We start from the raw sequence: 24,406 nt of genomic DNA on the forward strand, positions 1-24,406 counted from the left end.
CCCCCCTCGGCCAAGTTCCCTGATAAGCATCAGCCATACAACGCCCGCCTACAGTAGCGCCAGGGGTAGACCGTCCCAGGAGTGTGCGCCGCATGGTTAGGCTGGGGCCATGAGCCGACCCTGGCCGCCGGAGTGCCGCCTGCACATCGTCACCGGAAAAGGCGGCACCGGGAAGACCACGGCGGCCGCGGCGCTGGCGCTTGCCCTGGCCGAGGGCGGGGGCCGGGTGCTGCTGGTGGAGGTCGAGGGCCGGCAGGGGATCGCGCAGCTCTTCGACACCGCGCCGCTGCCGTACGAGGAGCGCAGCATCGCGATCGCGCCGGGCGGCGGCGAGGTGTTCGCCCTGGCCATCGATCCCGAGCAGGCACTGCTCGAGTACCTGGACATGTTCTACAAGCTGGGCCGGGCCGGGAAGGCGCTGAAGAGGTTCGGGGCCATCGACTTCGCGACCACTGTCGCCCCCGGTATGCGGGACGTGCTGCTCACCGGCAAGGCCTGCGAGGCGGTCCGGCGCACCGCGGCCGACCGGCCCGGCGCCGCCTTCGCCTACGACGCCGTCGTGATGGACGCCCCGCCGACCGGGCGCATCACCCGGTTCCTGAACGTGAACACCGAGGTCGCCGGGCTGGCCCGGGTCGGCCCGGTGAAGAACCAGGCCGAGGCGGTGATGCGGGTGCTGACCTCGCCGCAGACCGCGGTCCACCTGACCACCGTGCTGGAGGACATGCCGGTGCAGGAGACGCTGGACGGCGTCCAGGAACTGCGGGCCGCCGGCCTGCCGGTCGGCGCGATCCTGGTCAACATGGTCCGCACCGCGCACCTGACCATCGGCAAGCGCGCGGCGGTCAGCACGGCGGCCGAGAAGCGGGTCGCGGCGCTGCTGCGGCCCTACGGCATCGAGACCGACGAGACCCACGCGCTGGCGGTGCTGGGCCGCGAGCACGCCGAACGGCTCGCCCTGGAAGAGGTCGAGCGGCGCGCGCTGGACGGGGCCGGGCAGCCGGTGGTCGAGCTGCCGCTGATCGCCGGCGGCATCGATCTCGGAGGACTCTACGAGCTGGCCGCCGCGCTGTCCGCGGCGGCGGCGATCGGGGAGGCGGCGTGAGCGGGACCCCGAAACGGCTGGACGTGGACGGCCTGCTGACCGACCCGGCGACCGCGATCATCGTGTGCTGCGGCTCCGGCGGCGTCGGCAAGACCACCGCCGCCGCGGCCCTGGCCCTGCGGGCCGCCGAACAGGGCCGCGACGTCGTGGTGCTGACCATCGACCCGGCCCGCCGGCTGGCGCAGTCGCTCGGCCTGACCGAGCTCGACAACAACCCGCGCGAGGTCGAGGGCGTCCAGGGCCCGGGGCGGCTGTTCGCGATGATGCTCGACATGCAGCGGACCTTCGATGAGATCGTCGAGAACCACGCTGATCCGGAGCGTATCGAGCAGATCCTCCAGAACCCCTTCTACCAGTCGCTGTCCGCGGGCTTCTCCGGCACGCAGGAGTACATGGCGATGGAGAAGCTGGGCCAGCTGCGCCGCACCGGCGAGGAGACCGGCAGCTGGGACCTGATCATCGTCGACACCCCGCCCAGCCGCTCCGCCCTGGACTTCCTGGACGCGCCCAACCGTCTGGGCAGCTTCCTGGACGGCAGACTGATCAAGGTGCTGATGGCCCCGGCCAAGGCCGGCGGTGGCTTCGCCCTGAAGGTGCTGGCCTCGGGCTTCTCCATCGCCACCATGGCCCTGAACAAGCTGCTCGGCTCAGGGCTCCTGCACGACGTCCAGACCTTCGTCGGCTCCCTGGAATCGATGTTCGGCGGCTTCCGCCAGCGGGCCGAGGAGACCTACCAGCTTCTGCAGGCCGAGGGCACGGCCTTCCTGGTGGTGGCCGCCCCTGAGCCGGACGCCCTGCGCGAGGCCGCCTACTTCACCGAGCGTCTGGCCGCCGAGAACATGCCGCTGGCCGGTCTGATCCTCAACCGGGTCCACCCGGTCACGGTCCCGGAGCTGTCGGCTGAGAAGGCCCTGGCCGCGGCCGAGGAGCTGGACGCCGACTCCGCCGACCCGCGCTTGGCCGCGGGCCTGCTGCGGCTGCACGCCGAGCGGGTCCGGCTGGCGGCCCGCGAGCGGCGGCTGGCCGAGCGGTTCACGGCCTCGCAGCCGGGGGTCGCCGTGGCCGAGATCCCGGCACAGTCCGGGGACATCCACGATCTGGACGGGCTGCGGCTGGCCGGGGATCTGCTGGCCGGCTGAGGTACCGGCTCAGGTCCCCTGAGCCGGACGGCATTAGGCCCGGCCCACCCCACGGCGGCCGGGCCGGGCTCGGTTGACGAACGAAGCCAAGCCGACGAACAAGACCAACGCGGGATCTACCGCGCCTTCTATCGCGCGTTCTACCGAGACCGCTGGCTCAGCCGCTCCACGTTCGTCAGCACCACGGCCCGCGCCTCGAGCCGCAGCCAGCCGCGGCCGGCGAAGTCGGCCAGGGCCTTGTTCACCGTCTCGCGGGAGGCGCCGACCAGCTGGGCCAGCTCCTCCTGGGTCATGTCGTGGGCGACGTGGATGCCGTCCTCGGCCGGGGTGCCGAAGCGCGCGGACAGGTCCAGCAGCGCCTTGGCCACGCGGCCGGGGACATCCGAGAACACCAGGTCGGACATCGAGTCGTTGGTGCGGCGCAGGCGGCGGGCGATCGCCCGCAGCAGCGCGCGGGCCACGTCGGGGCGGGTGGCCAGCCAGGGGGTCAGTTCGTCCGAGCTCAGGCCCAGCAGGGTGGAGTCCACCAGGGCGGTGGCGCCCGCGGAGCGGGGGCCGGGGTCGAACAAGGACAGTTCGCCGAACATCTCACCCGGGCCCAGGACCGCGACCAGGTTCTCCCGGCCGTCGCCGCTGGTGCGGCCGAGCTTGATCTTCCCGCGCAGGACCACGTACAGCGAGTCCCCGGGGTCGCCCTCGTGGAACAGGAGCTCACCTCGGGCCAGCTCGATCTCGTTCATGGAGGCGCGCAGCGACGCCGCCGCGTCCACGTCGAGCGTGGCGAAGAGGGGCGTACGGCGCAGTACGTCGTCCACGGATATCTCCTCTTAAAAGGCAGTGCTGTTCCGAGACCAGTGTGACGCAGGGAGCGCCTGCGCAGCACGCCGGGTCCGGCTATTGTGCGATGTCCATTAGACCGTATGAGTAGTCATCTCCACGAAAGCGTCCGTACCAACGCGTCCAGGGCCCGCGGGTAGGCGGCCTCGGTGGGGGAGCCGAAACCGACCACGATGCCCTGCGGACGTGCGCCGGAGCTCGCAAAAGCGTTCGGCGTGTGCCACAGTCCGCCGAGTCCTTCGAGCTCGAGATCGAACTCCGCGGCGCGCCGGAGGACTTCCTCCTCGCTCATCCCGGCCGGCTCCAGGCGGACCAGAGCGTGCAGCCCGGCCGCGATGCCGCCGAGCGCGAAACCGGCCGCCGGGCGCCCGGCCCGGGTGTGCAGCCGCTCGGCCAGCAGGTCGCGGCGTCGGCGGTAGCGCAGGCGCGCGGCCCGGACGTGCCGGTCGTAGTCGTGGGAGGTGATGAACTCCGCGAGCGTCACCTGCCCCAGCGCCTCGGACTGGTGGTCGGCGTACAGTTTGGCCTCGGTGACCGGGCCGATCAGGTGCTCGGGCAGCACCATCCAGGCCAGCCGGATCCCGGGGCCGAGGGTTTTCGAGGCCGTTCCCAGGTAGACGGTGCGGTCCGGCGCCATGCCCTGCACCGCGCCGACCGGCTGCCGGTCGTAGCGGAACTCGCCGTCGTAGTCGTCCTCGACGATCAGGCGCCGATCGTCGCGGGCCCACTCCACCAGGGCCTGGCGGCGCGCCGGGTGCAGGGTCGAGCCGATCGGATACTGGTGGCTCGGGGTCACGATCGCCGCCTCGACGTCCCGGTACCGGCGCCCGGACAGCAGGTCGACGCGGGCGCCGTCGTCGTCCACCGGCAGCGGGAGCACCTGCGCGCCGTTCGCACGCACCACGTCGTGGAACAGCGGAATGTACGGGTCCTCCATCGCCACCACGCCGCCGAGCACCTGTCCCAGCAGCGCCAGGCCCTGCACCGCGCCGGAGACGATGACGATGCGCTCGGGATCGGCGAGCACACCGCGTGCTCGGCCCAGGTACTCGGCCAGTGCCCGACGCAGCTCGACCCGGCCGCGGGGATCGCCGTAGCCGAAGACGTCGTTCGGCGCGGCGTTGAGCGCGCGCCGGCTGGCCCGCAGCCAGGCGGCGCGTGGGAAGTGCGACAGGTCGGGGGTGCCGGGTCGGAGTGACAGGGCGAAGGGCCTGGCCTGCGCGCCACCGGGCCGGTTCACCGATTCCCCGCCAGACCCGAGCGGCGCGATCGAGAGCGCCGGAGTGGTCGGATGAGCGGGGGCGGTCGCGGGCGCCGCGCGTGGCGAGCCACGTTCGGCCGCCCCGGCCGCCCCGGCCGCCCCGGCCGCGCCGCGCGCCGCAGCCTCCGCCACCCGCGTCCCCGAGCCCCGCACCGCGACCAGCTGCCCCTCGGCGACCAGCTGGTCATACGCCGCGGACACCGTCCCGCGGGCCAGCCCGAGCTCGACCGCCAGCGTCCGGGTCGAGGGCAGCCGGGTCCCGGCGGCCAGCCGGCCGTCCCGGACCGCCTCGCGCAGCGCCTGCTCCAGACCGACCCGGCGACCGGAGGCCGGGTCGACCGACAGGTGCAGATCGACGTCCAAAGTGGACCAATATTCAGCCATCAGATTGGATCCTAACAGCGGTCCACAACCCGCGTACCGTCATAGTCATGACAACGAACACAGCAGTCGACGAAGCGACTCAGCCCACCGAATACGTGAAGCCCGCCGTCCGCCTCGCCGTCGACGATCTCGCGCCGGGGATCGCGAAGGCGATGAACGGCCTGGAGCGGGCGGCCGGCGAGTCGAGCATCGAGAAGCCGCTGCGCGAGATGGTGAAGCTGCGCGCCTCGCAGATCAACGGCTGCGTCTACTGCGTCGACATGCACTCCCGCGACGCGGCCGCCGGCGGCGACACCTGGCGCCGGCTGAACCTGGTCGCGGTCTGGCGCGAGGCCCCCTACTTCACCGCCCGGGAGCGCGCGGCGCTGGCCCTGACCGAGGCCGTGACCCGGCTGGCCGACAGCGAGGTGTCCGACGCGGTGTGGAACGAGGCCGCGGCGCACTTCGAGGAGAAGGAGCTGGCCGAGCTGGTCTGGCACATCGGGATCATCAACCTGTGGAACCGGCTCGGGGCCACCGCGCGGCCGTGGGAGCTGTCCGGCGGCGCGCAGGACTGAGCGGTGGTGCGCAGCAGCAGCCGGTGAGCCACGGGGCTCATCGGCTGTTCGCCGTCACCAGCCCCGACTCGTAGGCCAGCACCACGGCCTGGGCCCGGGCCCGCAGCCCGGTCTTGGTGAGGATCCGCGAGACGTGCGTCTTCACCGTCTGCTCGGCCAGGACCAGATCGGCGGCGATCTCCTGGTTCGACAGGCCGCGGGCGATCAGCCGCAGGACGTCGAGCTCTCGCGGCGTCAAGGCCGAGACCTGTATTTGATTCGAACCCGGCACCGGGTTCCGCTGCTCCGCGGGCCGCCGGGAGGCGAAGTCGGCGATCAGCCGCCGGGTCACCGACGGCGCCAGCAGCGCGTCGCCGGCCGCCACCACCCGTACCGCGTGGATCAGTTCCGCGGCCGGTGCGTCCTTGAGCAGGAAGCCGCTGGCGCCGGCCCGCAGCGCGGCGTAGACGTAGTCGTCCAGGTCGAACGTGGTCAGCATCAGCACCCGGGGCCGCTCCGGGGCGTCGGCCAGGATCCGCCGCACCGCCTCCAGCCCGTCCATGACCGGCATCCGTACGTCCATCAGCACCACGTCCGGCTCGTGCTCGGCCACCTCGGCGACCGCCTGGGCCCCGTCGGCGGCGTCCCCGACCACCTCGATGTCGGGCTGGGACGCGAGCAGCGCGCCGAAGCCGGCCCGGACCATCGCCTGGTCGTCGGCGATCAGGACTCGTATGCTCACGCGTTGCTCTCCAACGGCAGGGTGGCGGTGACGGCGAAGCCGCCGTTCGCGGTCGGTCCGGTCTCGAGCTCACCGTGCACCAGGACGACGCGTTCGCGCATCCCGGTGATGCCTTGGCCGTCGGTCTGGGCAGTCTGGGCGGCCTGATCGGTCTGATCGGTCTGATCGGTCTGGTCGGTCTTCTGGGGAGTCTTCCCATCAGCCTTCTGACCGGCCTCGGAATTCTCCTCGGTTTCGGTCTCGTCCCCGGTCTCGTCCTCGGCCGTCTCCTCGATGACTTCCTGGTCCGCGGCCTGCCGGGAGTCCCCCGCCGGCGGCCCGTTCCGCACCTCGATCCGCACCTCCTCATCGGTGCGCGCGATCCGGACCGAGACCTCGGCCCCGCCGGCGTGCCGCCGGGCGTTCGACAACGACTCCTGCACCACCCGATACGCCGTGAGCCCGATCAGCGGCGCGACGTCCTCCAGGCCGCCGGACACGTCCAGTTCGGCCCCGGCCTCCTCGACCAGCGCGGGGACGTCGGCCAACCGCGGCTGCGGGGCGGTCTCGGCCTGCGCGGCGTCGGCCCGCAGCAGGCCGAGGATCTTCCGCATGTCGTTCAACGCCTCGCGGGAGACCGCGCTGATCGAGCGGAACTCCGCCTCGGTCTCAGCGCTCTGCCCCGTGATCCGGAACGGTGCGGTCTCGGCCTGCACCGCGATCAGCGACATGTGGTGCGCCACCACATCGTGCAGCTCGCGACCTATGCGGGCCCGCTCCTCCAGCAGTGTGCGGCGGGTGCGCTCGGTCTCGGTCAGCTCCTCCTGCACCGCCAGCGCCTGCCGGGCGTCGCGCCGGTCGCGCAGCAGTTCCAGGCCGCCGATCGCCAGGGCCGAGCCGGCGACGACGGCTCCGAGGCTGGGCCCCAGGCCGTAACCCGGGCGGACCGCCTCCAGGAACAGCGTCATCAGGAAGTACGCCCCGGCCATCTCGATCGCCCGGCGCCGCCCGACCTCCAGGCCCGCGACCACCAGCGCGGCCAGCACGCACAGCTGGCTCGACGGCGACCACGGCCAGACGGACCAGGGCAGCGGCATCCCCACCACCGAGGCCAGGGCCGCCCCGGCGAGCGCACAGCCCGCGAGGGTGGCGGCGAAGGCGGTGTGCGGCAGCCGCCGGCACCACAGGATCGGCAGCGCGCGGATGATGGCGAACAGCCACGCGAAGGAGTCCTCGGCGCCGGCCCGCCACACCCCGTGGGCCTGGTCGAAGCGCTGGTGCAGATCGGCGTGCCCGTAGATGACCAGGCCGGCGACCACGGCCGCCACCGTCAGCAGTTCCCTGCGGGTGAACCCGAGTCCGTCCGCGTTGCCGTGCGCGGTCCGCGAAGCCTGGGTCACAGAGGTCATTGTTCTTCTCTCCCCGGTCATGGGTGGAGGATCCGACGCTGACGACGGTAGGTTCACCACCGCCGTCACACGTCACACCGGGGAGCCAAGCTGCGGGTAGTACCGGGGTAGGGGGTCGGCCTCGGCCGGTCCCGTCATCGGTCCCGCGAGCGGTCTCGCGGTCACTCCCGCTTGCCGACGTCCATCTTCGTCACCGCCAGGACCGCCACCAGCACCACGATGATCCCCAGCAGCACCAGGCTGACCGGCCCGGTCCCCCACGCCAGACCGCCGCGCTTGACCGACACGCCCATCCAGTCGGCGAACGAGGCGCCGAACGGCCGGGTCACGACGTAGGCGAACCAGAACGCGACGATCCCGTTCAGCCCGAGCTTGTAGGCCACCGCGGGCACCGCGAACAGCACGGCGAACATCACGCCGGAGGAGAAGTACCCGAGTTTCAGTGTGGTGGCGGTCAGGTCGCCGACCGCGGTGCCGAGCGCGAACGTGGTGACGACGGTCAGCCAGTAGAACAGCTCGCGGCGCGGGGTGGTGATGCTGTGGATCGACAGCGTCCCCTCGACTCGGTACCAGAGAACGAAGATCGCTGCGAGCGCGACCGCGAAGAACGCCGTGGACACCGCGTAGGGGACGCCGAAGGCGACGTGCAGCACGTCGGCGCACATCGTGCCGAACACGCTGACCATGACGACCGCGGCCCAGTAGATCCAGGCCGAGTAGCGCGGGGCCTTGAACTGCACCCAGATCACCCCGGCCAGTACCAGCCCGGACAGCGAGACCATGATCTTCGGGTCCCACTTCTGGTTCAGGAAGTCCGAGGTGGTCTCGCCCATCCCGGTGGTGAGGATCTTGGTGATCCAGAAGATCAGTGTGACCTCGGGGACCTTGCTCAGCGCGGCGGTCGGTGCCGAACCCCGGCGCGCTGATCCGTCCGCGCGCCGCCCGGTCAGTTCAGTCGTCATGGCGGCCGATCATCCCAGAAGACGGCGGCCGTGACCCGGGTTGTCGGGAATCTGTTACACGATGTAGCAGAAATTCGCCGAGCCGCCCTTTTCCCAGGGCCGGCCCGGCGAACGACGCCCCCGGAATCCGCTGCTTCGCCGAGCGGGGCCACGCCCTAATGCACGGCGTCGTAGAGTTCTCCGGCGGTCTCGGCCGCGGTCTCGCCGGCCATCGAGACCGACCGGGTCTCGCGCGCGAAGTACAGCGCCACGATGGTCACCACCGAGGCCAGCCCCATGTACAGCGTGAGCCACCCGGAGGTCTTGCCGCCGTTGTGCTCCAGGATCGCCACGGCGATCAGCGGCGCCGGGGCACCGGCCGCGATCGAGGCCACCTGGTAGCCGATCGAGGCGCCGGAGTAGCGGACGCCGGTCGGGAACATCTCGGCGAAGAATGCGGCCTGCGGGCCGTACATGAGGCCGTGGAAGGCCAGGGCGACCGTGATCGCCAGCACCGCCAGCGGATACGACTTCTGATCGACCAGCGCGAAGAAGATCGGGGTCCAGATCCCGATCCCGATCGCGCCGACCAGATACACCGGCCGCCGCCCGACCCGATCGGACAGCGCGCCGAACACCGGGATCAGCACGGTCTCGATCGCCGCGCCGACCATCACCGCGTCCAGCCCGAACGACTTCGAGAGCTTCAAATGCTCGGTGATCCAGGTGACCGAGAAGGTGGCGATCAGATAGAAGGAGATGTTCTCGGCCATGCGGGTGCCGAAGGCGATCAGGACCTCGCGCCAGGAGGTGCGGAACACCTCCAGGACCGGCAGCTTCGGCGGCGCGCTGTCCTTCTTCGCCTGCGCGGCCCGGAACGCTTCGGTCTCGTTGAGCGACTTGCGCACCCACACGCCGACCACCAGCAGGACCGCCGACAGCCCGAAGGACACGCGCCAGCCCCAGTCCAGGAACGACTTGTCGCTCATGTTCTGCGACAGCAGGATCAGCACGCCGGTCCCGAGCACCAGCCCCAGCGGCGCGCCGGCCTGCGGCCAGGAGGCCCAGAAGCCGCGCCGGGTCTTGTCCCGCTCGGCGACGATCAGCACCGAGCCGCCCCACTCGCCGCCGAGCGCGAAGCCCTGGACCATGCGCAGCGTGGTGAGCAGGACCGGGGCCCAGACCCCGATGGACGTGTAGCCGGGGACGAACGCCATGCCGGTGGTGGCGATCCCCATGATGACCAGGCTGACCATCAGGGTCTTCTTGCGGCCGACCCGGTCGCCGACGTGGCCGAACACCACACCGCCGATCGGCCGGGCCGCGAAGCCGAGGGCGTAGGTGAGGAAGGACAGCAGGGTCGCCGTCAGCGGATCGCTCTTGACGAAGAAGACCTTCGGGAAGACCACGGCCGCCGCGGTGCCGTAGAGGAAGAAGTCGTACCACTCGAGCGTGGTGCCGACCATCGAGGCGCCGACGACTCTCCAGACGGAGTCGCCGGCGCTTTCGGAGGTGGGGGGTGTGCTGGTGGGGGATTCCGTCATGCAGGGAACAATGGGCTCTTACTCTGCGCTGTGATATGGCTCACATCACCACAGTCGGGCGCGGGGCGGTGTCGGCGGCCGACACCGGGTTAACCCCGGTGAGCAGCAGTTCCAGGAACGATCGGCGTGGGCGGCGGCGGGAAAGGCGAGTCCCGGCCTACCTGGCGGTCGGGCCGGGACTCGCATTCCCTATGGATCTATATGGATCTATATGGATCAGTGCGGATCGGCGTGGGTCAGAGGCCTGTGCCTCAGGCCTCCGCGGCGACCAGGGTGCTGCTGTCGACGCTGCCGTCCTCGCCGTCGCTCGGCGAGGCCGGCGCCTTGACGTCGCGCAGCACCACGAAGGACACGATGGCCGCGGCGGTCACGCCGACCGCGCCGGCGATGTAGGCGATGGACGCCGCGTGGGTGAAGGCGTGCCGGGCCGCGTCGATCACCTGCGCGTTGCCGGTCGAGACGGCCTGGCCCAGCGACTTGCGCGCGGTGCCCTGGACGCTGGCCGGCATCCCGGCGGTGAACCGGCTGGCCACCACTGTGCCCATGATCGCCACGCCCAGTGCCGCGCCGGTCTGCTGCACCGTGTCGTTCAGGGCGGAGCTGACGCCGGCGTGCTCGGGCGGGACCGCCCCCATGATCGCGGTGATCGCGGCCGGCATCGCCAGTCCGGAGCCGGCGCCGAGCAGGAACAGCCCGACGAACAGCTTGGTCAGCCCGTCGTCGACGCCCAGGTCGGCCAGGACCACGAAGGCCACCGCGCAGATCAGCAGGCCGACGAACATCAGCGGCCGGTTGCCGAACTTCATGCCCAGGCCGGCGCCCAGGGTGTTGAAGATCAGCGCCGCGACGGCCAGCGGGATGAAGCACAGCGAGGCCTTCAGTGCCGAGTAGCCGAGCACGAACTGCAGGTACTGCGTCATCACCAGCAGCAGGCCGCCGTTGCCGATCTGCACCAGGGTCAGCGAGAACGAGCCGCCGGAGAAGTTGCGCTGCTTGAACAGCTGCAGCGGCACCATCGGCTCGGCGATCCGGGTCTCCCAGATCCCGAAGGAGACCAGCGCGACCACCGCGATCGCCAGCGCGATCAGCGTGCTGGGCCGGGCGAAACCCTTCGGGAGCTCGATGATCACCCAGACCGCCGAGGTCAGGCCGACGATCGAGAGCACCGTGCCGAGCGGGTCGGGCTTGCGCCACGGGCCCTTGCTCTCCGGCATCAGCACCACGGCCGAGATGATGGCCAGGACCGCGATCGGGATGTTCAGCAGGAAGACCGAGCCCCACCAGAAGTGGCTGATCATCACCCCGCCCAGCACCGGCCCGCCGACCAGGCCGACCATCGCCACCACGGTCCACGCGGCCATCGCCTTGCGCCGTTCGGCCTCGTCGGTGAAGACGGTGATCAGGATGGACAGCGTGCTCGGCATCAGCAGCGCGCCGCCGATGCCCATCGCGACCCGGGCGGCGATCAGCTCGCCCGGGTTGCTGGCCAGTGTCGCCACCGCCGAGGCGACGCCGAACACGGCCAGCCCGATGATCAGGACCCTGCGCCGCCCGAACCGGTCGGACAGGCTTCCCGTGGTCAACAACAGTCCGGCGAACACCAGGATGTAGGAGTCGAGCACCCACTGGATGTTCTGCGCGCTGGCGTGCAGCGACTCGGTCAGCGCCGGCACCGCCACCGTCAGGACCATGTTGTCCACCACCAGCACCAGCGTGGCCAGGCACAGCACGATCAGGATGAGCCAGCGCCGGCGGCCGCCCGCCGGGCCGGCCTCGGTACTGGTCTCCATCGCGGGCGCCCCCGTGTTCTCTGACATGTCCCCTCCTCCTTGGCGCGGACCGGTCGGTCCGGCCGCGCACACCGTTCGCATCTGCGCACACTGTGCGCGTTGAGAACACCGTACGCCTCTGCGCACGCTGTGCGCAACAGCGAACGGCGTGCGCATCTTTGGGCTATCGTTGATGACGTGAAGTGACACTCTTGCCGCCCGGAGACGAGGAACGCCCGTGAATATCGACAGCGACGACGCCGGCCCGGTTCCGCCCGCCCTGCCCCTGACCTCGGTCTGGACCCGGCCACAGCGCCGCCAGAAGGAGCAGCTGAGCCGGGAGCGCATCATCGCCGAGGCAATCGCGCTGCTGGACGCGGAGGGCATCGAGGCACTGAGCATGCGCGCCCTGGGCCAGCGGCTCGGCGCCGGCGCGACTTCGCTGTACCGGCACGTGGCGAGCAAGGACGAGCTGATCGAGCTCGTGGTCGACGAGGTCTACGGCGAACTCGAGGTGCCCGAGCTCACCGATCCGGCGGGCTGGCGCCTGGCGATGCACGTCACCGCGCACAGCCTGCGCCAGGCCGGGCTGCGGCACATGTGGGTGATGCAGGTGCTGGGCCAGGTGGGTCTGAACTATCTGGGCCCGAACGTCGTCTCCGTCACCCAGCGGGGTCTGGCCATCCTGACCACGGCCGGTTTCGACACCGAGGAGGCGGTCCGGGCGATGAGCTCGGTGTCGTCGTTCGTCGTCGGCATCACGTCCGCCGAGGCCGGGTGGCTGACGGCCTTGCGCCGACAGGGGATGACCGAGCAGGAGTGGTACCAGAACATGGGCCCGCGGATGGCGGCGGACGCCGCCGATGCCGGGTTGGCGGAGATCTACCTCCAAGAGCTCGAGAAGGACCCGACCGAAGCGCGCCTGGCGAACTTCGTGTACGGGCTCGATCTCATGCTGGACAGCCTCCAGGTCCGGCTGGCCGCCAAGCTTGCCTCCGCCGATGAGAAGGCACAGGCCAGCGCGTCTCAGTAGGGTTCCGGTATGGCAGAGGAACCATTGCCGTTGCCCCACAACCGCAACAACGCAGTGACCCGTGGCGTGTGGCGCGGCGAGGACGGTCTGATCCACAAGGTCCTGACCCATCGCCGCACCGACGCGCCGCCGCAGTGGGTCTCATCCGCCGATCCCCGGTTCTGGAACTACTGGCGCCGTGAAGCGGACGTCTACACGGCCGGTCTGCCCGAACGGCTCGGCCTCGGCGCGCCGAAACTCGCCGAGGCCCGCGAGCTGCCGGACGGCGACATCGAGCTGCTGCTCGAGGACGTGGCCGGAACGCACGGCGAGGACCTGACGATGGAAGACATCGCGGCCGTCGCCCGGGCTCTGGGCGAAGCCCAGGGAGCGGAGCGACTGTCGTCGGAACCGTGGTTCAGCCGGGGATTCCTGGCGGACTACAGCACCACCCGGCCCGCCGATTTCGCCCTGCTCGAAGACGATGAAGCGTGGTCGCTCCCGTTGATCGCCAAGCACTTCCCGCCGGAGCAGCGCGAAGCCCTGGTCCGGTTGCACCGGAACCGCGATCGGCTGCTCGCCCTGATGGCGCGCCTGCCGCGCACGGTCTGCCACCTGGACGTGTGGCCGAACAACGTGATCCGGCGTCCGGACGGCGAGGTGGTCTTGCTGGACTGGGCCTTCCTCGGCGACGGCGCGGTCGGTGAGGACGCCGGGAACCTGGTCCCGGACAGCTTCTTCGACTGGCCGCTGCGCCCGGGCTTCGCCGAGCACCTGCCGGAACTGGTGACCGGGGCCTATCTCGAAGGGCTGCGAGCGGCCGGGTGGAAGGGCGATCCGCGGCTGGCCGTGCTCGGCATCCGCGCGTCGGCGGTGAAGTACGACTGGATGATGCCGTGGTGTCTGCGGGCGGCCCGGGACGATCTCCATCGGGCGTATGGCACCGGCGAGGCCGTCGACCCCGATGCCCGCTACGAGGCCCGCGCCGCCGGCCTGGCGATCTGCGCGCGCTGGGCTGACGAGGCGGTTGACCTGGCCGATTCGCTGGGACTGTAAGCCTTTCAGGGCTTCAGTCGGGCGCTAGCTCTTCGGATCCGGCGCGATGATGCCGAACTCCTCAGCCAGCACCGTCCGCACCTCGGCGTCGTCGGCGAGCTCGCGCTTCACCGCGGTGCCGTCCGCCTCGGTCACGGTGAAGGTGCGGGCGTCCAGCTTCAGCTGCCGGTCCGGGAACGTCCGGCAGACGTAGACCCGGGAGCTGAACGGCGATCGCGGGCTGCTGGCGATGTAGTAGTTGATGACCTCGAAATCCGGGGCGTAGAACGGCTCGACCGTGAACGAGTACTGGTCCTTCCACTCACCGTCCAGGAACGCTCGCAGGATCCGTTGCTCCAGCGGGCCCTCGCCGTGGGTGATGCCCAACTGATGCCGGCGCGGCTGGTCGTCGATCTCGCGTTGGAACAGTCCTATCGGGTCGAGCAGCGCGCCCTCGCTGCCGAACCCGACGTCGGTGATGTAGCGGCTGGAGTCATCCGGGGCCTCGGCGAGCAGCAGCATGTGGGTGCGCGGCCGCAGGTCGCCGGGCTTGGCGCCGACCAGCACCCGGCCGGCCAGCATCGTGATCTTGAAGCCGAGGGCGCGCAGAGCGGCGGCGTAGAGCGTGTTGTGCTCGTAGCAGTACCCGCCGCGCGTGGTGTCCAGGACCAGCTTGGCCATCAGATCGTCCAGGGCCAGGGACGGGACGACGCCGCGGGCCGGGTCCAGGTTCTCGAAGGGGATCGCGTAGATGTGCGCGCGCTGGAGGGCGGCGAGCGTGTCGGCGTTCGGGGTGCGGTCGCCGGTGTAGCCGATGCGGGCGAGATAGGCGTCGAGGTCCACGACCCCACGCTACCCGCGCCGTCGCGGCTGGGCGGCGACGGCGCGGGTCACGGCTACAGAGCGCGTTGCCACAGACTCCGTTGCCACAGGCCTCGTTGTTACAGGCCCCGTTGTTACAGACCGCGTTGCACGCGCATCAGATACTCCTTGCGGTCCAAGGGGTTCGCGTCCCAGCGGGCCCGCTCCGGCACCTCGCCCCCGCTGACCGGCGCGAAGTGGTCGAAGGCTGACTCCAAAACGCCTTCACCGCTGGTGAACCCGGGGATCCGCTGACCGAGTGCGTGCACCCGCGCGGCCGGTACCAGCCCTTCCAGCACCGCGGTCTCGCCGGTCACCGCCGTCGACCCCGGCACCGCGCGGAACGTCGCCAGGACCGGGAGCACCGTTCCCAGCAAGGCGCTCGGCGCTTCCAGCCGGAATCGGTGCATCGGTTCGCAGACCTCGGTCCCGGCCTTCGCCAGGGCTTCCATCAGGACCAGCGGCGTCAGCATGCGGAAGTCGCCGGCCGTGCTCGACATGGCTTTGGAGAAGGTGCCGTGACTGTGGCTCTGGCGCGGCCAGTAGCCGCTTCGGGTCAGCGTCACCGCCGCGTCCGGGATCTGCCAGCCGTGCAGTCCCGAGCCGAGTGTCGTGTGCACCGTCTCCTCGATTGCGGTGAGGAACGCCGGGATCAGCGAGCCGAGCTCGATCTCCAGCCCGAACGTCACGCCCGAACCGATCGGCGCCGGGCCGATCCGCAGCCCGACCGTGGCCAGGAACGGGTTGTCGCCGAGTTTGATCACGTCCAGGCCCTCGCCGACGCCGAGCACCCGCTCGACGCAGATCGGCGTGGTCTCGTGGAAGTCCACCGCGACGCCGTACTCCTCGGCGAGCGTGGTCTGGATGACCTCCTTCTGGACCTCGCCGTAGAGCGAGAGCGACGTCTCGGACCGGGCCTTGTCGTAGCGCAGGCCGATCAGCGGATCCTGCTCGGCGAGCTGCGTCAGCGCGGCGAACATCGGGCCGCGGCCGTTCTCAGCGCGCGCCGCGACCACGGTTTCCAGGGTCGGCGGCGCGAAGTACGCCTCGGCCGCCTTCTCCGATCCGTTGCCGTTGCCGCCGCCGTTGCCGCTGCGCGCACCGAGCCGATCGCCGATCCGCACCTTGTCCAGGCCCCGGACGACACCGATCTGCCCGGCGCTGACGACGTCGGTCGGCACCGGTGCGCCGTCCTCGGCGGACAGCACCGAGATCCCGGTGACCCGGCCGCTCGGCAGCCGGTCGCGCGTCTTGAGCGCCCCGGTGAACATGCGCACATAAGCGATCCGCTCGCCGGACGCTCCCCGCTCGACCTTGAAGACCCGGCCCGAGGCCTTTCCGGTGCCGCCTTCGGTGGAGCGCGGTAACAGGTATCCGAGCCCGGCCATCAGCTCCGGGATCCCGGCACCGGTGATCGCGGAACCGAAGTAGACCGGATACACGGTGCCCCGCCGACTGTCCTCGGCCAGCTTCCGCCACAGCTTCAGCCGCCGCAGTTCGGGCACGTCGGAGACGAACCGCGCGGCGCGCGTCCCGGCGTCGGCGACGCCGCCGAGCGGGAACGCGGCCGGTGTCAGCTTCGCCTCGACCTCGGCGAGCACCCGCGCCGGATCGGCCCCGGCCCGGTCCACCTTGTTGACGAACAGCACCGTGGGCAGCCCGAGCCGCCGGATCGCCCGCATCAGGACCCTGGTCTGGGCCTGGACGCCCTCGACCGCGGACACCACCAGCACCACGCCGTCCAGCACCCCGAGGGTGCGTTCCACCTCGGCGATGAAGTCCGGGTGCCCCGGCGTGTCGACCAGGTTCACGCTCGTTCCGCCCAGCGGGAACGCCGTGACGGCGGCCTTGATGGTGATGCCCCGGCGGCGCTCCAGCTCCAGGCTGTCGGTCCGGGTGGTGCCCCGGTCCACGCTGCCGATCTCGTCGATGACCCCGGCGGCGTGCAGCAGCCGCTCGGTCAGGGAGGTCTTACCGGCGTCGACGTGCGCCAGGATCCCCAAATTCAGATACCGCACCGGTGAATGCGTCCTTCGCGTTGGCAGACATGACCTGAGTGGGCACGAAAGCCAAGCGAGGCATGCGCGGTTCCTATCTGTCGGGGATTCGGTCCGGACCAGTGGAACACCGGGGGGCGGCTCCGGCAACCGATTTACGGTGCCGGCGCCGCGCCTCGCTCAGAGCGCCGGAGCAGGTCACACGACCACGCGATAGTGCGTGGTCACCCGATGCCGGTCGTCGATGACGTGGAACGCCAGCGACGGCGGCTGGTCCAGGTGCACCGGCCGATCCCCTTCCCAGGGCAGCGGGATCGTGGACACCACCCCCGGCGCGACCAGCAGCGGCAGCCCGGCGAAGCGGGTGGCGGCCGCGGTGTGCGCGTGCCCGGCCAGGAACGCGACGACGTTCGGCCGCCTCGCCACCACGCCGGCCAGCCGGTCCTCGCCGAACTGCCGGATCCGGTCGACGAACGGCGCGTTCAGCTCGACCGGCGGGTGGTGGAAACCGATCAGGACCGGGACGTCGTCCGGGGTCGCGTCCAACTCGGCGGCCAGCCAGCGCAGCGTCGTGTCGGCCAGGTACCCGTCGTCCTGGCCCGGGATCGAGGAGTCGCAGAGGGCGAGGACGAACCGGTCGGTCCGATACACCTGGTCGACCGGCTCGGTCGAGGGCGGGACGCCGAGCAGTGTGCGCCGGAACGCCTCCCGGTCGTCGTGGTTCCCGGGGCAGATCAGCAGCGGGTGCCGGGTCGCCGCGGCTTCGCGGGCGCCGGCGTATTCGGCGTCCAGACCGTGATCGGCGATGTCCCCGGTGAGCACGACCAGGTCCAGGTCGGCGGGCAGGGCGTCGAGGTGGTCGAAGACCCGGCGGGCGCGCTCGGCGGCGCGGGGTTCGGAGTCGATGTGGATATCGCTGACGTGTGCGATGACGACTGGCATGGGTCGAGCGTAGACAGCCGGCGGTCTGGGCGGCGTTCGCCAGACCGCCGGCCGCCCTCAGCCGACGGTGGTCCGGGTGTGCCGCACGCACCACCAGGCGACGGCCAGGGCGATCACGAACAGCCCGAGGTTCATGCCGTTCTCGATCAGATGGAAGGCGCCCATCCGGGCGGCCGGCTGGAACTTGATCAGGCTGCCGACGATGCCGTGCTGATGCAGGCAGGCGTTCATGTCGTCCGCGGATCCGCACCAGCCGTCCATCACCTGCGCGGCTGAGTGCGTGCCGCCGTGGGCGTCGACGAAGGGGACGCTTCCCGAGTTGATGCCCATGTCGTTCGAGAACGTGAACACCGACGGCCCCGAGCGGTCCCCCTTGCCGATCTGGAACGGTTTGATCACGGTCACCGGAGTCATGAATTGCGCCCGCAGCTTGACCATCCCCACCATGCGCACGATCCACAGCCCGCCGACCACCGCGATCGCCGCGAGCACGCGCCGGGTCGCGGCGCCGGCCGCGATGCCCACCGCGAGCCAGGCCAGTCCCAACGTGAGTGGCAGCCAGCCGCCGGCCTGGAACTGCGTGCCCTCGAAAAGGCTGTCTGAGGTGTAGGCGTGGTACTGGTGCGCCAGGTGTTCAGACTCGGCGGCCAGGACCGTGCCCATCGCCGCGATCAGGACGACCATCACGGCGGTTTTGCCGGCCAGCCACCGGAGCCGGCTCACGTCCTGCGACCAGGCCAGCGGCAGCGTGCGCTGTTCGAACTCGCGGGCCAGCAGCGGAACGCCCCAGAACACCGCGACCAGCACCGGCAGGAAGACAAGCGAGTTCATCAGGTAGGCGGCGTGCGAGGGGACGGCCTCGGTGCTCTTGCGCTGGCACTGGTCCGCCGTCTCGGTCAGACACTTCGCGGCCATCGACCCGAGATCGGACGCGGTGACCGCCATGAGGACGAAGAAGATCACGGTGATCGCGGCGCTGATCACGATCGGCCAGCGGTGCTGGCGCCAGGTCAGCCAGATCAGGCCCTTCACAGCTCCTCCCCGAGACTGCGATTCGGCTTCAGATAAGCGAGTACCAGATCCTCCAAGGTCACCGGCTGTGCCTGCCACGGTTCGGCGACCGGGGTGTCCGCGCCGAGCAGAGTGCGGATCACGAAGGTCGACTGTCGTTCGGTGTGCTGCGTCTGCACCACCTCGCCCTCGATCGGCGGGGTGTCGGCGCGCGGGCCGATCAGCCGTGTGTGCTGGGCCAGCAGCTCCTCGACATCCCCGTCGAGCCTGCTGCGCCCCTGGCTGAGCAGCAGCAGGTGGTCGCCGACCTCGGCCAGCTCGGCCACCACATGGGTGGACAGCACCACGGTCATGTCGCTCTCGGCCACCTCGGCGAGCAGTTCGCCGATGACGTCGCGGCGGGCGACCGGGTCCAGGTTGGCCAGCGGCTCGTCGAGCAGCAGGACCGAGGGCCGGGCACCGAGCGCCACAGCCATCGCGACCTGTGTCTGCTGGCCGCCGGAGAGCTTGCCGCAGGGCCGGTCCAGCGGGATGTCGAAGCGGCTCAGCCAGGTCAGGGCCCGTTGGTGGTCCCAGGTCCGGTTCAGGTGCCGGCCGAAGGCCAGCATCTCGGCGACACGGAACGAGCGATAGAGCGGCTTCTCCTGGGACAGCAGGACCACGCGGCCGTTGACGTGGATCTCGCCCTCGCTGGCCGGCAGGATCCCGGCGGCGATCGACATCAGCGTCGACTTGCCCGCGCCGTTCGCGCCGACCAGGGCGATCACCTTGTTGGCGGGGAGGGAGACGCTGAAGTCCTTCAGCGCCCACAGTTTTCGGTACTGCTTCCCGAGGTCTCGGGTCTCTATGGCGACTTCGGTCATGGCCGCGCTCCGCTTTCGGAGCTCTGCGGGTCGGTGGCGTCCGCGGACCGGGCCGCCCGCGCCGCGCGCTGCTCAGCCGTCAGCTCCCCCGGCGGCTCCGCGAGCACCGAGGTCATCAGGGCCCGCAGATCGTCGTCCTCGAGCCCGGCGGTCCGGGCGTCGCCGACCCAGGTGGTCAGCCGGCCGCGCAGTTCGCCCATCACCGCCGGGTCGACGGAGCCGCCGAGCGTGCCCGAGACGTAGGTGCCGGCGCCCTGCCGGGCCTCGACCAGGCCGGAGAGCTCCAGTTCCCGGTAGGCCTTGAGCACGGTCGCGGCGTTGACGGCGCAGGAGGTCACGACCTCCCGGACCGTGGGCAGCTTGTCGCCGGGGTGCAGCAGTCCGAGCCGCAGGGCTTCGCGGACCTGCTGGACGAGCTGGGCGTAGGCCGGGACGCTGCCTGCCCGGTCGACGTGGAAGGCAATCATGGAGTGATTGTTACGGTTAACTAGAACACTAGTCAACCATAACGACGCTGCCGGTCCGGACATGGCTGACGTCGAGCATCTGCCGGGTCTGGCAGCGGCGCGCTGACCATGCCGAGGATCAGGTCGAAGGCGCCCGCGGCGACAAGTCCCTGATGCGGTCGCCCAGCCGCTAGCATCGCGGTGTCGGGAGTCGGAGGTGCGGTTGTGCGTGGGGTCGTGATCGCCGTCGCGGCGGCTGTACTGGTGGCCGCCGGGTGTTCCAGCGGGGGAGGGTCGACGCCGGACGCGGCGGCGGGGGACGGTTCGTCGGCGACGACTTCGGCGTCTTCTTCTTCGGGTTCGGATCCGGAGTCCGCGACGTCGGATTCTGCTAAGCCTTCCTCCGCGCCTTCTTCAGCATCGGCCTCGTCGCCTGCGCTGTCGCCGCTGCCTTCCGGGAGCAAGACGGCGTCCAGCGCACCGAGCAGTGCTGCTGCGCCTGCCGGTTCGGTCACCCTGCCTCCGCTCGGCGTGAAGTGGGACTACCAGATCGGCGGCGCCTATCCCCCGCCGGCCGGCGTCCGCATCGTCTCCCGCGACAGCTCGGCTTCGCCGGCGTCCGGGCTCTACAACATCTGCTACCTCAACGCGTTCCAGGCCCAGCCCGACGCCACCGGCTGGTGGCAGAGCAACCATCCGGACCTGTTGCTGAAGACCTCGTCCGGCGCGCCGGTGATCGACCAGAACTGGAACGAGCAGCTGCTCGACGTCTCCACCGACGCCAAGCGCACGGCGATCGCGCAGATCGTCGGCGGCTGGATGGCCGGCTGCGCGGCGAAGGGGTTCCAGGCCGTCGAGCCGGACAACCTGGACTCCTACTCCCGTTCCCAAGGCCTGCTCACCGCCGATGACGATGTCGCGCTGGCCACCCAGCTGGCGCGGCTGGCCCACGCCAAGGGCCTGGCGATCGCGCAGAAGAACACCACGGAGTTCCTGCCCCGCGCGCACCAGATCGGCTTCGATTTCGCGGTCACCGAGCAGTGCGGGAAGTACGGCGAATGCGGCGGCTACGCGAGTACGTTCGCCGACCACGTCGTGGACGTCGAGTACGACGACGCCGGCTTCGGCAGGGCCTGCCAGGGCTACGCCGGGAAGATCGCGATCGTGCTCCGCGATCTGGACGTGAGCCCGGCCGGCAGCTCGTCCTACGCGTACAAGACCTGTTGATCCGCCGCCTTCCCGGCGCCGCGGCTCACCACTGGCCGGGCCGGTAGCTCCCGGCCGGGACCCGGGTGATGACGTTCATCCGGTTGTAGGCGTTGATGACGGCGATCGTCGACACCAGCCCGGCCAGCTGCTCCTCGTCGTAGTGCTTGGCGGCGTTCGCCCACACCTCGTCGCTGACCCCGCCGGCCGCGTCGGCGATGCGGGTGCCCTCCTCGGCCAGCTCCAGCGCCGCGCGCTCGGCGTCGGTGAACGCCGTGGCGTCGCGCCAGGCGGCGACCAGGTTCAGCCGCTCGGGCTGCTCCCCGGCGTGGACGGCGTCCTTGTAGTGCATGTCGGTGCACATGCCGCAGCCGTTGATCTGGCTGACCCGCAGCAGGACCAGGTGGACCGTGGCCGAGGGCACGCCCGAACCCTCGGCCGCCCGGCCCGCGGAGTTGATGTGCTTGCTGAACTTCTGGCCGGTGGCGGTGCCGTAGTAGTTGAACCGGGCTTCCATGGCTGTGCTCCTTTGGTCTGGTGCGCTGTGTGCTCTCGCTACGTAGACCATCGGAACGGGGGCGATGTGACAGCAGGCTGGACTGTCGGGGTGTGACCTGCGTCACCCACCGGCCACGGTCAGAGCCCGGCGCCGACGCGGTAGGCCTCCAGCCGCTGGACCACCGCTTCGGGCTGGGCGAGGGGGAGCAGGTGGCCGCCCTCCATCTCGTCCGGCGCGAAGCCCAGCCGCTCCTGGACCGTCCGGCGCTGGAAGTCCAGGGGGAAGAAGCGGTCGTCCCGGCCCACCAGGTAGCGGATCGGCACGCCGGTCGGCAGGGCCGGCATCGGCGGCGGGCCGAACGGCCGGTCGCTCTGGCCGACTTCGCCGCGCTCCCAGGCCGCGGCCACGATCTTCTCGGGGACGTCGTGGAAGAAGACCACCTTCACATCGGCGTCGGCCGGCAGCCCGAGGCGCGCGTCGCTCTCCTGCCTGGCCTGCGAATAGCCGGTGGCCTCCCACCATTGGCCGGGCGTCTCGCCCTCCTTCGGCGCCATCGCCGAGAGGAAGACCAGGAGCTTCACCGGGACCCGGTGGGTGAGGGCGGCTCCGGTGAAGCTGCCCATGGACTGCGCGACGACCACGAGATCGTCGGCGTCCGCGCGGTCCCCGAGCGCCGCGACGGCCGCGTCCGTGTATTCCGGGATCCCCGCCTCGGGATCGGAGACCGGCAGGTCCGGGGTGACGACGTCGTGGCCCGCGGCGCGCAGCAGCGGGACCACGCGGTGCCAGAACCAGGAGTCCGAGGATGCGCCGTGAATCAAGACGTAGGTAGCCATGGCTTCAACGCTAGCCCCGGACTCCGACGAATCCGGCGGTGCGGGATCTGCTCAGCCCTCGGCGGTCCCGGCGGTCCCGGCCGTCCCGGCTGGTTCGGCTCGCTCGACGCGATCAGCCACTCCGGCCAAGAGCGGATCCTCGCCCTTCGTGTAGCCGAAGCCATCCGGTCGCACCGTCGCCGGGTCCAGGCCGTGGACGGCGCCGATCCCCATCGGCGGCATGTCCCCGTACAGGCACTGATACGCCCCCGCGCGGACGGACAGCATCTCGTGCCAGATCCCGATCGCTCCGTTGGAACGCATATAGCGGCCCATGAAGTGGTCCTGCGCCGGGCGGTGCGTTCGGTCCTCGTCATGCGAGAACGCGCGGATGTCCCCGGCGCGCCGCCAGTACTGCACCACCGTCACCTGGCCGAACCACGGACCCCACAGGATGCGGTAGCCGAGGAGTCCGCTGTCGGGGTCCTTACTCAGTTCCTTGAGCATGCGCGGCATGGCGCGGAAGACCGGGATCCAGTGATGGACCGCCCACCACTTGTTGATGCGGGCGCCGATCAGCAACACCGCGATCGGCTCGCCGTTGTCGGCCATGAACCGGCCGCGCAGCCGCTTACGCGGGCTCGGCGCGCCGGGTACGGTCCGGCTCCAGTGCATGGGCATCGGGTTCTGCATCGGCATGGTGGGACCCCCATCGTGACGTGCGCCGGGCGGTGCGGCCGCCAAGGATAGTTGAACTATCCTTGGCGCTCAGGGTAGAACGCGGCGCGACGGCTGTCGAGACCGGAATGGAGGGACCATGCACCTGGCGGAGTTGAGCCGACGCAGCGGCGTGTCGGTCCCGAGCATCAAGTTCTACTTGCGCGAGGGCCTGGTCCCCCCGGGCACGCCGGTCTCCGCCCGCAAGGCCGAGTACAGCGAGGACCACGTACGCCGCCTCCGCCTCGTCCGCGCGATGCTGACGATCGGCAAGATGTCGGTCGCGCAGGCGCGCGACGTCCTGGCCGTCGCCGAGGACCCGGCATTCACCCGCCACGAGCGCCTGGGCGCCGCGCAGTACATGTTGCCCCCGCACGTAGAGGCACCCCCGCAGGATTCTGAGGAACGCGTTGTCTGGGACGAAATCCGCGGCCTGATCCTCGACGAGCTACGAAGACTCGGCTGGCGCTTCCTGGACACGGCACCCGCGCTCGACGTGCTCACACAGTCCGTGGCAACCCTCGTAGGCCTGGGCTACGACGCTCCGGTAGAGGACTTCCGTCGGTACGCGGCGGCGATCCGCCCCATGGCGGAAGCGGAATACGCGACGATCGCTCTGTACGAACAGATCGAAGAGGCGCTTGAGGCGACGGTCGCCTACACGGTCCTGGTCGAGCCGATACTCCTGGCCCTGCGCCGCCTGGCACATGAGGACGTCTCATCGCGCCTGCGGCATGGAACCGGCGACGAACCGGCGCCCTGATACCTCCCTGTAGAGCGTTCTCGCGGCGGCCTAGTGCTGTATCAGGCAACGTTTGCCCGGGAGCTTTCGCGATGTGGTTCGCGGCGCGGTTCGCGATGTGGTTCGTGACGTGTCGGTCGGCGGGCGGGATTCGTTGGCGGGTGGAGTTTGCTGGGGGCTGGAGTTTGTGGGCCGGGTTGCGGTTTTGGTGTGGGTTTCAAAGCTTTTTACGGCCTTCGGTCATAGTTGTGCCGGTTCGGGGTTCGGGGTGGTGGTTGTGTTTGTCGGCTGCCGGTTTCCGCGTTCACAACCCCGCCCCACCTCAGGCCTCTTCAACTCCAGTTAGCCAGTGCAAGGTCAAGGGCTGTGGTGAAGGGCCGGGCCTCCGGCGGGCCTCGGCAACCTCAGGGAAACTAGCGCGGTTCCCTCGGGTGGCCGATCTAGTCTCAGCGGCTGCGGTTTGTGGGGTGGTGCGGTCCGTTCCCCACGGTCGCGTCGTCAGCCCGGGGGGTACAGCACCGGTGTCCGGGGGTAAAGTCCGCGCGCGGCGGTCGAGCATTTGACCTGCGGTTTCGTATGGCGCGAACTTGACCCCCGGCCACCGGCACTGTAGG

At 70.5% G+C, this 24,406-nt stretch carries 24 protein-coding genes; 7 read left to right on the plus strand and 17 right to left on the minus strand.

Annotated elements, in window-relative coordinates; translation table 11 throughout:
• Positions 1-109 precede the first annotated feature (109 nt).
• Together bagA and bagB are read left to right on the plus strand one after the other, a co-directional pair.
• Positions 110-1,105: an ATPase BagA gene (bagA, locus tag KGQ19_RS24780; RefSeq protein ID WP_212012197.1), complete on the plus strand. Its 996-nt coding sequence runs from the start codon at positions 110-112 to the stop codon at positions 1,103-1,105.
• Complete coding sequence (gene bagB, locus KGQ19_RS24785) at positions 1,102-2,244, plus strand: ArsA family ATPase (RefSeq protein WP_212012199.1); 1,143 nt, start codon at positions 1,102-1,104, stop codon at positions 2,242-2,244. The genes bagA and bagB overlap by 4 nt, the downstream gene beginning before the upstream one ends.
• A gap of 140 nt (positions 2,245-2,384) precedes the next feature.
• Here bagB and KGQ19_RS24790 read toward each other — a convergent pair whose 3' ends face one another.
• On the minus strand, positions 2,385-3,059 hold the full coding sequence (locus KGQ19_RS24790; protein ID WP_194894763.1) for a Crp/Fnr family transcriptional regulator: 675 nt from the start codon (positions 3,057-3,059) through the stop codon (positions 2,385-2,387).
• Between the two features lie 113 nt (positions 3,060-3,172).
• Positions 3,173-4,726 carry a MocR-like pyridoxine biosynthesis transcription factor PdxR gene (gene pdxR, locus KGQ19_RS24795; protein WP_212012201.1) on the minus strand — a complete coding sequence of 518 codons (1,554 nt, stop codon included), beginning with the start codon at positions 4,724-4,726 and terminating at the stop codon, positions 3,173-3,175.
• Between the two features lie 47 nt (positions 4,727-4,773).
• Here pdxR and KGQ19_RS24800 point away from each other — a divergent pair, with 47 nt between their 5' ends.
• Positions 4,774-5,283: a carboxymuconolactone decarboxylase family protein gene (locus tag KGQ19_RS24800; protein ID WP_212012203.1), complete on the plus strand. Its 510-nt coding sequence runs from the start codon at positions 4,774-4,776 to the stop codon at positions 5,281-5,283.
• Between the two features lie 37 nt (positions 5,284-5,320).
• Here KGQ19_RS24800 and KGQ19_RS24805 read toward each other — a convergent pair whose 3' ends face one another.
• The 5 genes from KGQ19_RS24805 to KGQ19_RS24825 form a co-directional block, all read right to left on the minus strand.
• Entirely contained in the window at positions 5,321-6,004 is a 684-nt protein-coding gene (locus KGQ19_RS24805) for a response regulator (RefSeq protein WP_212012205.1), read from the minus strand.
• Complete coding sequence (locus tag KGQ19_RS24810; RefSeq protein WP_212012208.1) at positions 6,001-7,392, minus strand: sensor histidine kinase; 1,392 nt, start codon at positions 7,390-7,392, stop codon at positions 6,001-6,003. The genes KGQ19_RS24805 and KGQ19_RS24810 overlap by 4 nt, the downstream gene beginning before the upstream one ends.
• 161 nt (positions 7,393-7,553) lie before the next feature.
• Positions 7,554-8,354, minus strand: a complete 801-nt coding sequence (locus KGQ19_RS24815) for a COG4705 family protein (RefSeq protein WP_212012210.1) — start codon at positions 8,352-8,354, stop codon at positions 7,554-7,556.
• A gap of 155 nt (positions 8,355-8,509) precedes the next feature.
• Positions 8,510-9,877, minus strand: coding sequence for an MFS transporter (locus tag KGQ19_RS24820; protein ID WP_212012213.1), 1,368 nt, complete (start codon positions 9,875-9,877; stop codon positions 8,510-8,512).
• Positions 9,878-10,128: 251 nt separating this feature from the next.
• Entirely contained in the window at positions 10,129-11,667 is a 1,539-nt protein-coding gene (locus KGQ19_RS24825) for an MFS transporter (protein ID WP_212012251.1), read from the minus strand.
• 217 nt (positions 11,668-11,884) lie between these two features.
• On the opposite strand from KGQ19_RS24825, the gene KGQ19_RS24830 reads away from it, so the two are divergent.
• Positions 11,885-12,679 carry a TetR/AcrR family transcriptional regulator gene (locus KGQ19_RS24830; protein WP_212012222.1) on the plus strand — a complete coding sequence of 265 codons (795 nt, stop codon included), beginning with the start codon at positions 11,885-11,887 and terminating at the stop codon, positions 12,677-12,679.
• Positions 12,680-12,688: 9 nt separating this feature from the next.
• Complete coding sequence (locus tag KGQ19_RS24835) at positions 12,689-13,714, plus strand: aminoglycoside phosphotransferase family protein (protein ID WP_212012224.1); 1,026 nt, start codon at positions 12,689-12,691, stop codon at positions 13,712-13,714.
• A gap of 24 nt (positions 13,715-13,738) precedes the next feature.
• On the opposite strand, the gene KGQ19_RS24840 is transcribed toward KGQ19_RS24835, so the two are convergent.
• From KGQ19_RS24840 to KGQ19_RS24870, 7 genes are all read right to left on the minus strand, one after another.
• Positions 13,739-14,536 carry an arylamine N-acetyltransferase family protein gene (locus KGQ19_RS24840; RefSeq protein WP_212012226.1) on the minus strand — a complete coding sequence of 266 codons (798 nt, stop codon included), beginning with the start codon at positions 14,534-14,536 and terminating at the stop codon, positions 13,739-13,741.
• 113 nt (positions 14,537-14,649) lie between these two features.
• The gene (locus tag KGQ19_RS24845) at positions 14,650-16,572 is read right to left on the minus strand and encodes an elongation factor G (protein ID WP_212012228.1); all 1,923 of its coding nucleotides are present in this window, start codon (positions 16,570-16,572) and stop codon (positions 14,650-14,652) included.
• A gap of 177 nt (positions 16,573-16,749) precedes the next feature.
• A complete protein-coding gene (locus KGQ19_RS24850) occupies positions 16,750-17,493 on the minus strand; it encodes a metallophosphoesterase (RefSeq protein WP_212012231.1) in 744 nt (247 codons plus the stop codon).
• A gap of 57 nt (positions 17,494-17,550) precedes the next feature.
• Entirely contained in the window at positions 17,551-18,525 is a 975-nt protein-coding gene (locus tag KGQ19_RS24855) for an ABC-2 membrane transporter-related protein (protein WP_212012233.1), read from the minus strand.
• Complete coding sequence (locus KGQ19_RS24860) at positions 18,522-19,367, minus strand: ABC transporter ATP-binding protein (protein ID WP_212012235.1); 846 nt, start codon at positions 19,365-19,367, stop codon at positions 18,522-18,524. Before KGQ19_RS24860 ends, KGQ19_RS24855 begins: the two co-directional genes overlap by 4 nt.
• Positions 19,364-19,834 (minus strand): GntR family transcriptional regulator, encoded by a 471-nt coding sequence (locus KGQ19_RS24865; RefSeq protein WP_230419355.1) that lies wholly within the window; start codon positions 19,832-19,834, stop codon positions 19,364-19,366. The genes KGQ19_RS24860 and KGQ19_RS24865 overlap by 4 nt, the downstream gene beginning before the upstream one ends.
• A 32-nt stretch (positions 19,835-19,866) precedes the next feature.
• On the minus strand, positions 19,867-20,328 hold the full coding sequence (locus KGQ19_RS24870; protein WP_212012237.1) for a hypothetical protein: 462 nt from the start codon (positions 20,326-20,328) through the stop codon (positions 19,867-19,869).
• Between the two features lie 16 nt (positions 20,329-20,344).
• Here KGQ19_RS24870 and KGQ19_RS24875 point away from each other — a divergent pair, with 16 nt between their 5' ends.
• On the plus strand, positions 20,345-21,040 hold the full coding sequence (locus KGQ19_RS24875; protein ID WP_212012239.1) for an endo alpha-1,4 polygalactosaminidase: 696 nt from the start codon (positions 20,345-20,347) through the stop codon (positions 21,038-21,040).
• Between the two features lie 25 nt (positions 21,041-21,065).
• On the opposite strand, the gene KGQ19_RS24880 is transcribed toward KGQ19_RS24875, so the two are convergent.
• The 3 genes from KGQ19_RS24880 to KGQ19_RS24890 all read right to left on the minus strand — a co-directional run bounded on the left by KGQ19_RS24880 (position 21,066) and on the right by KGQ19_RS24890 (position 23,032).
• Positions 21,066-21,536 (minus strand): carboxymuconolactone decarboxylase family protein, encoded by a 471-nt coding sequence (locus KGQ19_RS24880; RefSeq protein ID WP_212012241.1) that lies wholly within the window; start codon positions 21,534-21,536, stop codon positions 21,066-21,068.
• Between the two features lie 119 nt (positions 21,537-21,655).
• The gene (locus KGQ19_RS24885) at positions 21,656-22,354 is read right to left on the minus strand and encodes an alpha/beta fold hydrolase (protein ID WP_212012243.1); all 699 of its coding nucleotides are present in this window, start codon (positions 22,352-22,354) and stop codon (positions 21,656-21,658) included.
• 51 nt (positions 22,355-22,405) lie between these two features.
• Positions 22,406-23,032, minus strand: coding sequence for a DUF4188 domain-containing protein (locus KGQ19_RS24890; RefSeq protein WP_212012245.1), 627 nt, complete (start codon positions 23,030-23,032; stop codon positions 22,406-22,408).
• A 118-nt stretch (positions 23,033-23,150) separates the two neighbouring features.
• Between KGQ19_RS24890 and KGQ19_RS24895 the strand changes: the two genes are divergently transcribed.
• Entirely contained in the window at positions 23,151-23,813 is a 663-nt protein-coding gene (locus tag KGQ19_RS24895; protein ID WP_212012247.1) for a MerR family transcriptional regulator, read from the plus strand.
• Positions 23,814-24,406 lie beyond the last annotated feature (593 nt).

It is taken from the genome of Catenulispora pinistramenti, from assembly GCF_018274385.1.
GTDB lineage: Bacteria > Actinomycetota > Actinomycetes > Streptomycetales > Catenulisporaceae > Catenulispora > Catenulispora pinistramenti.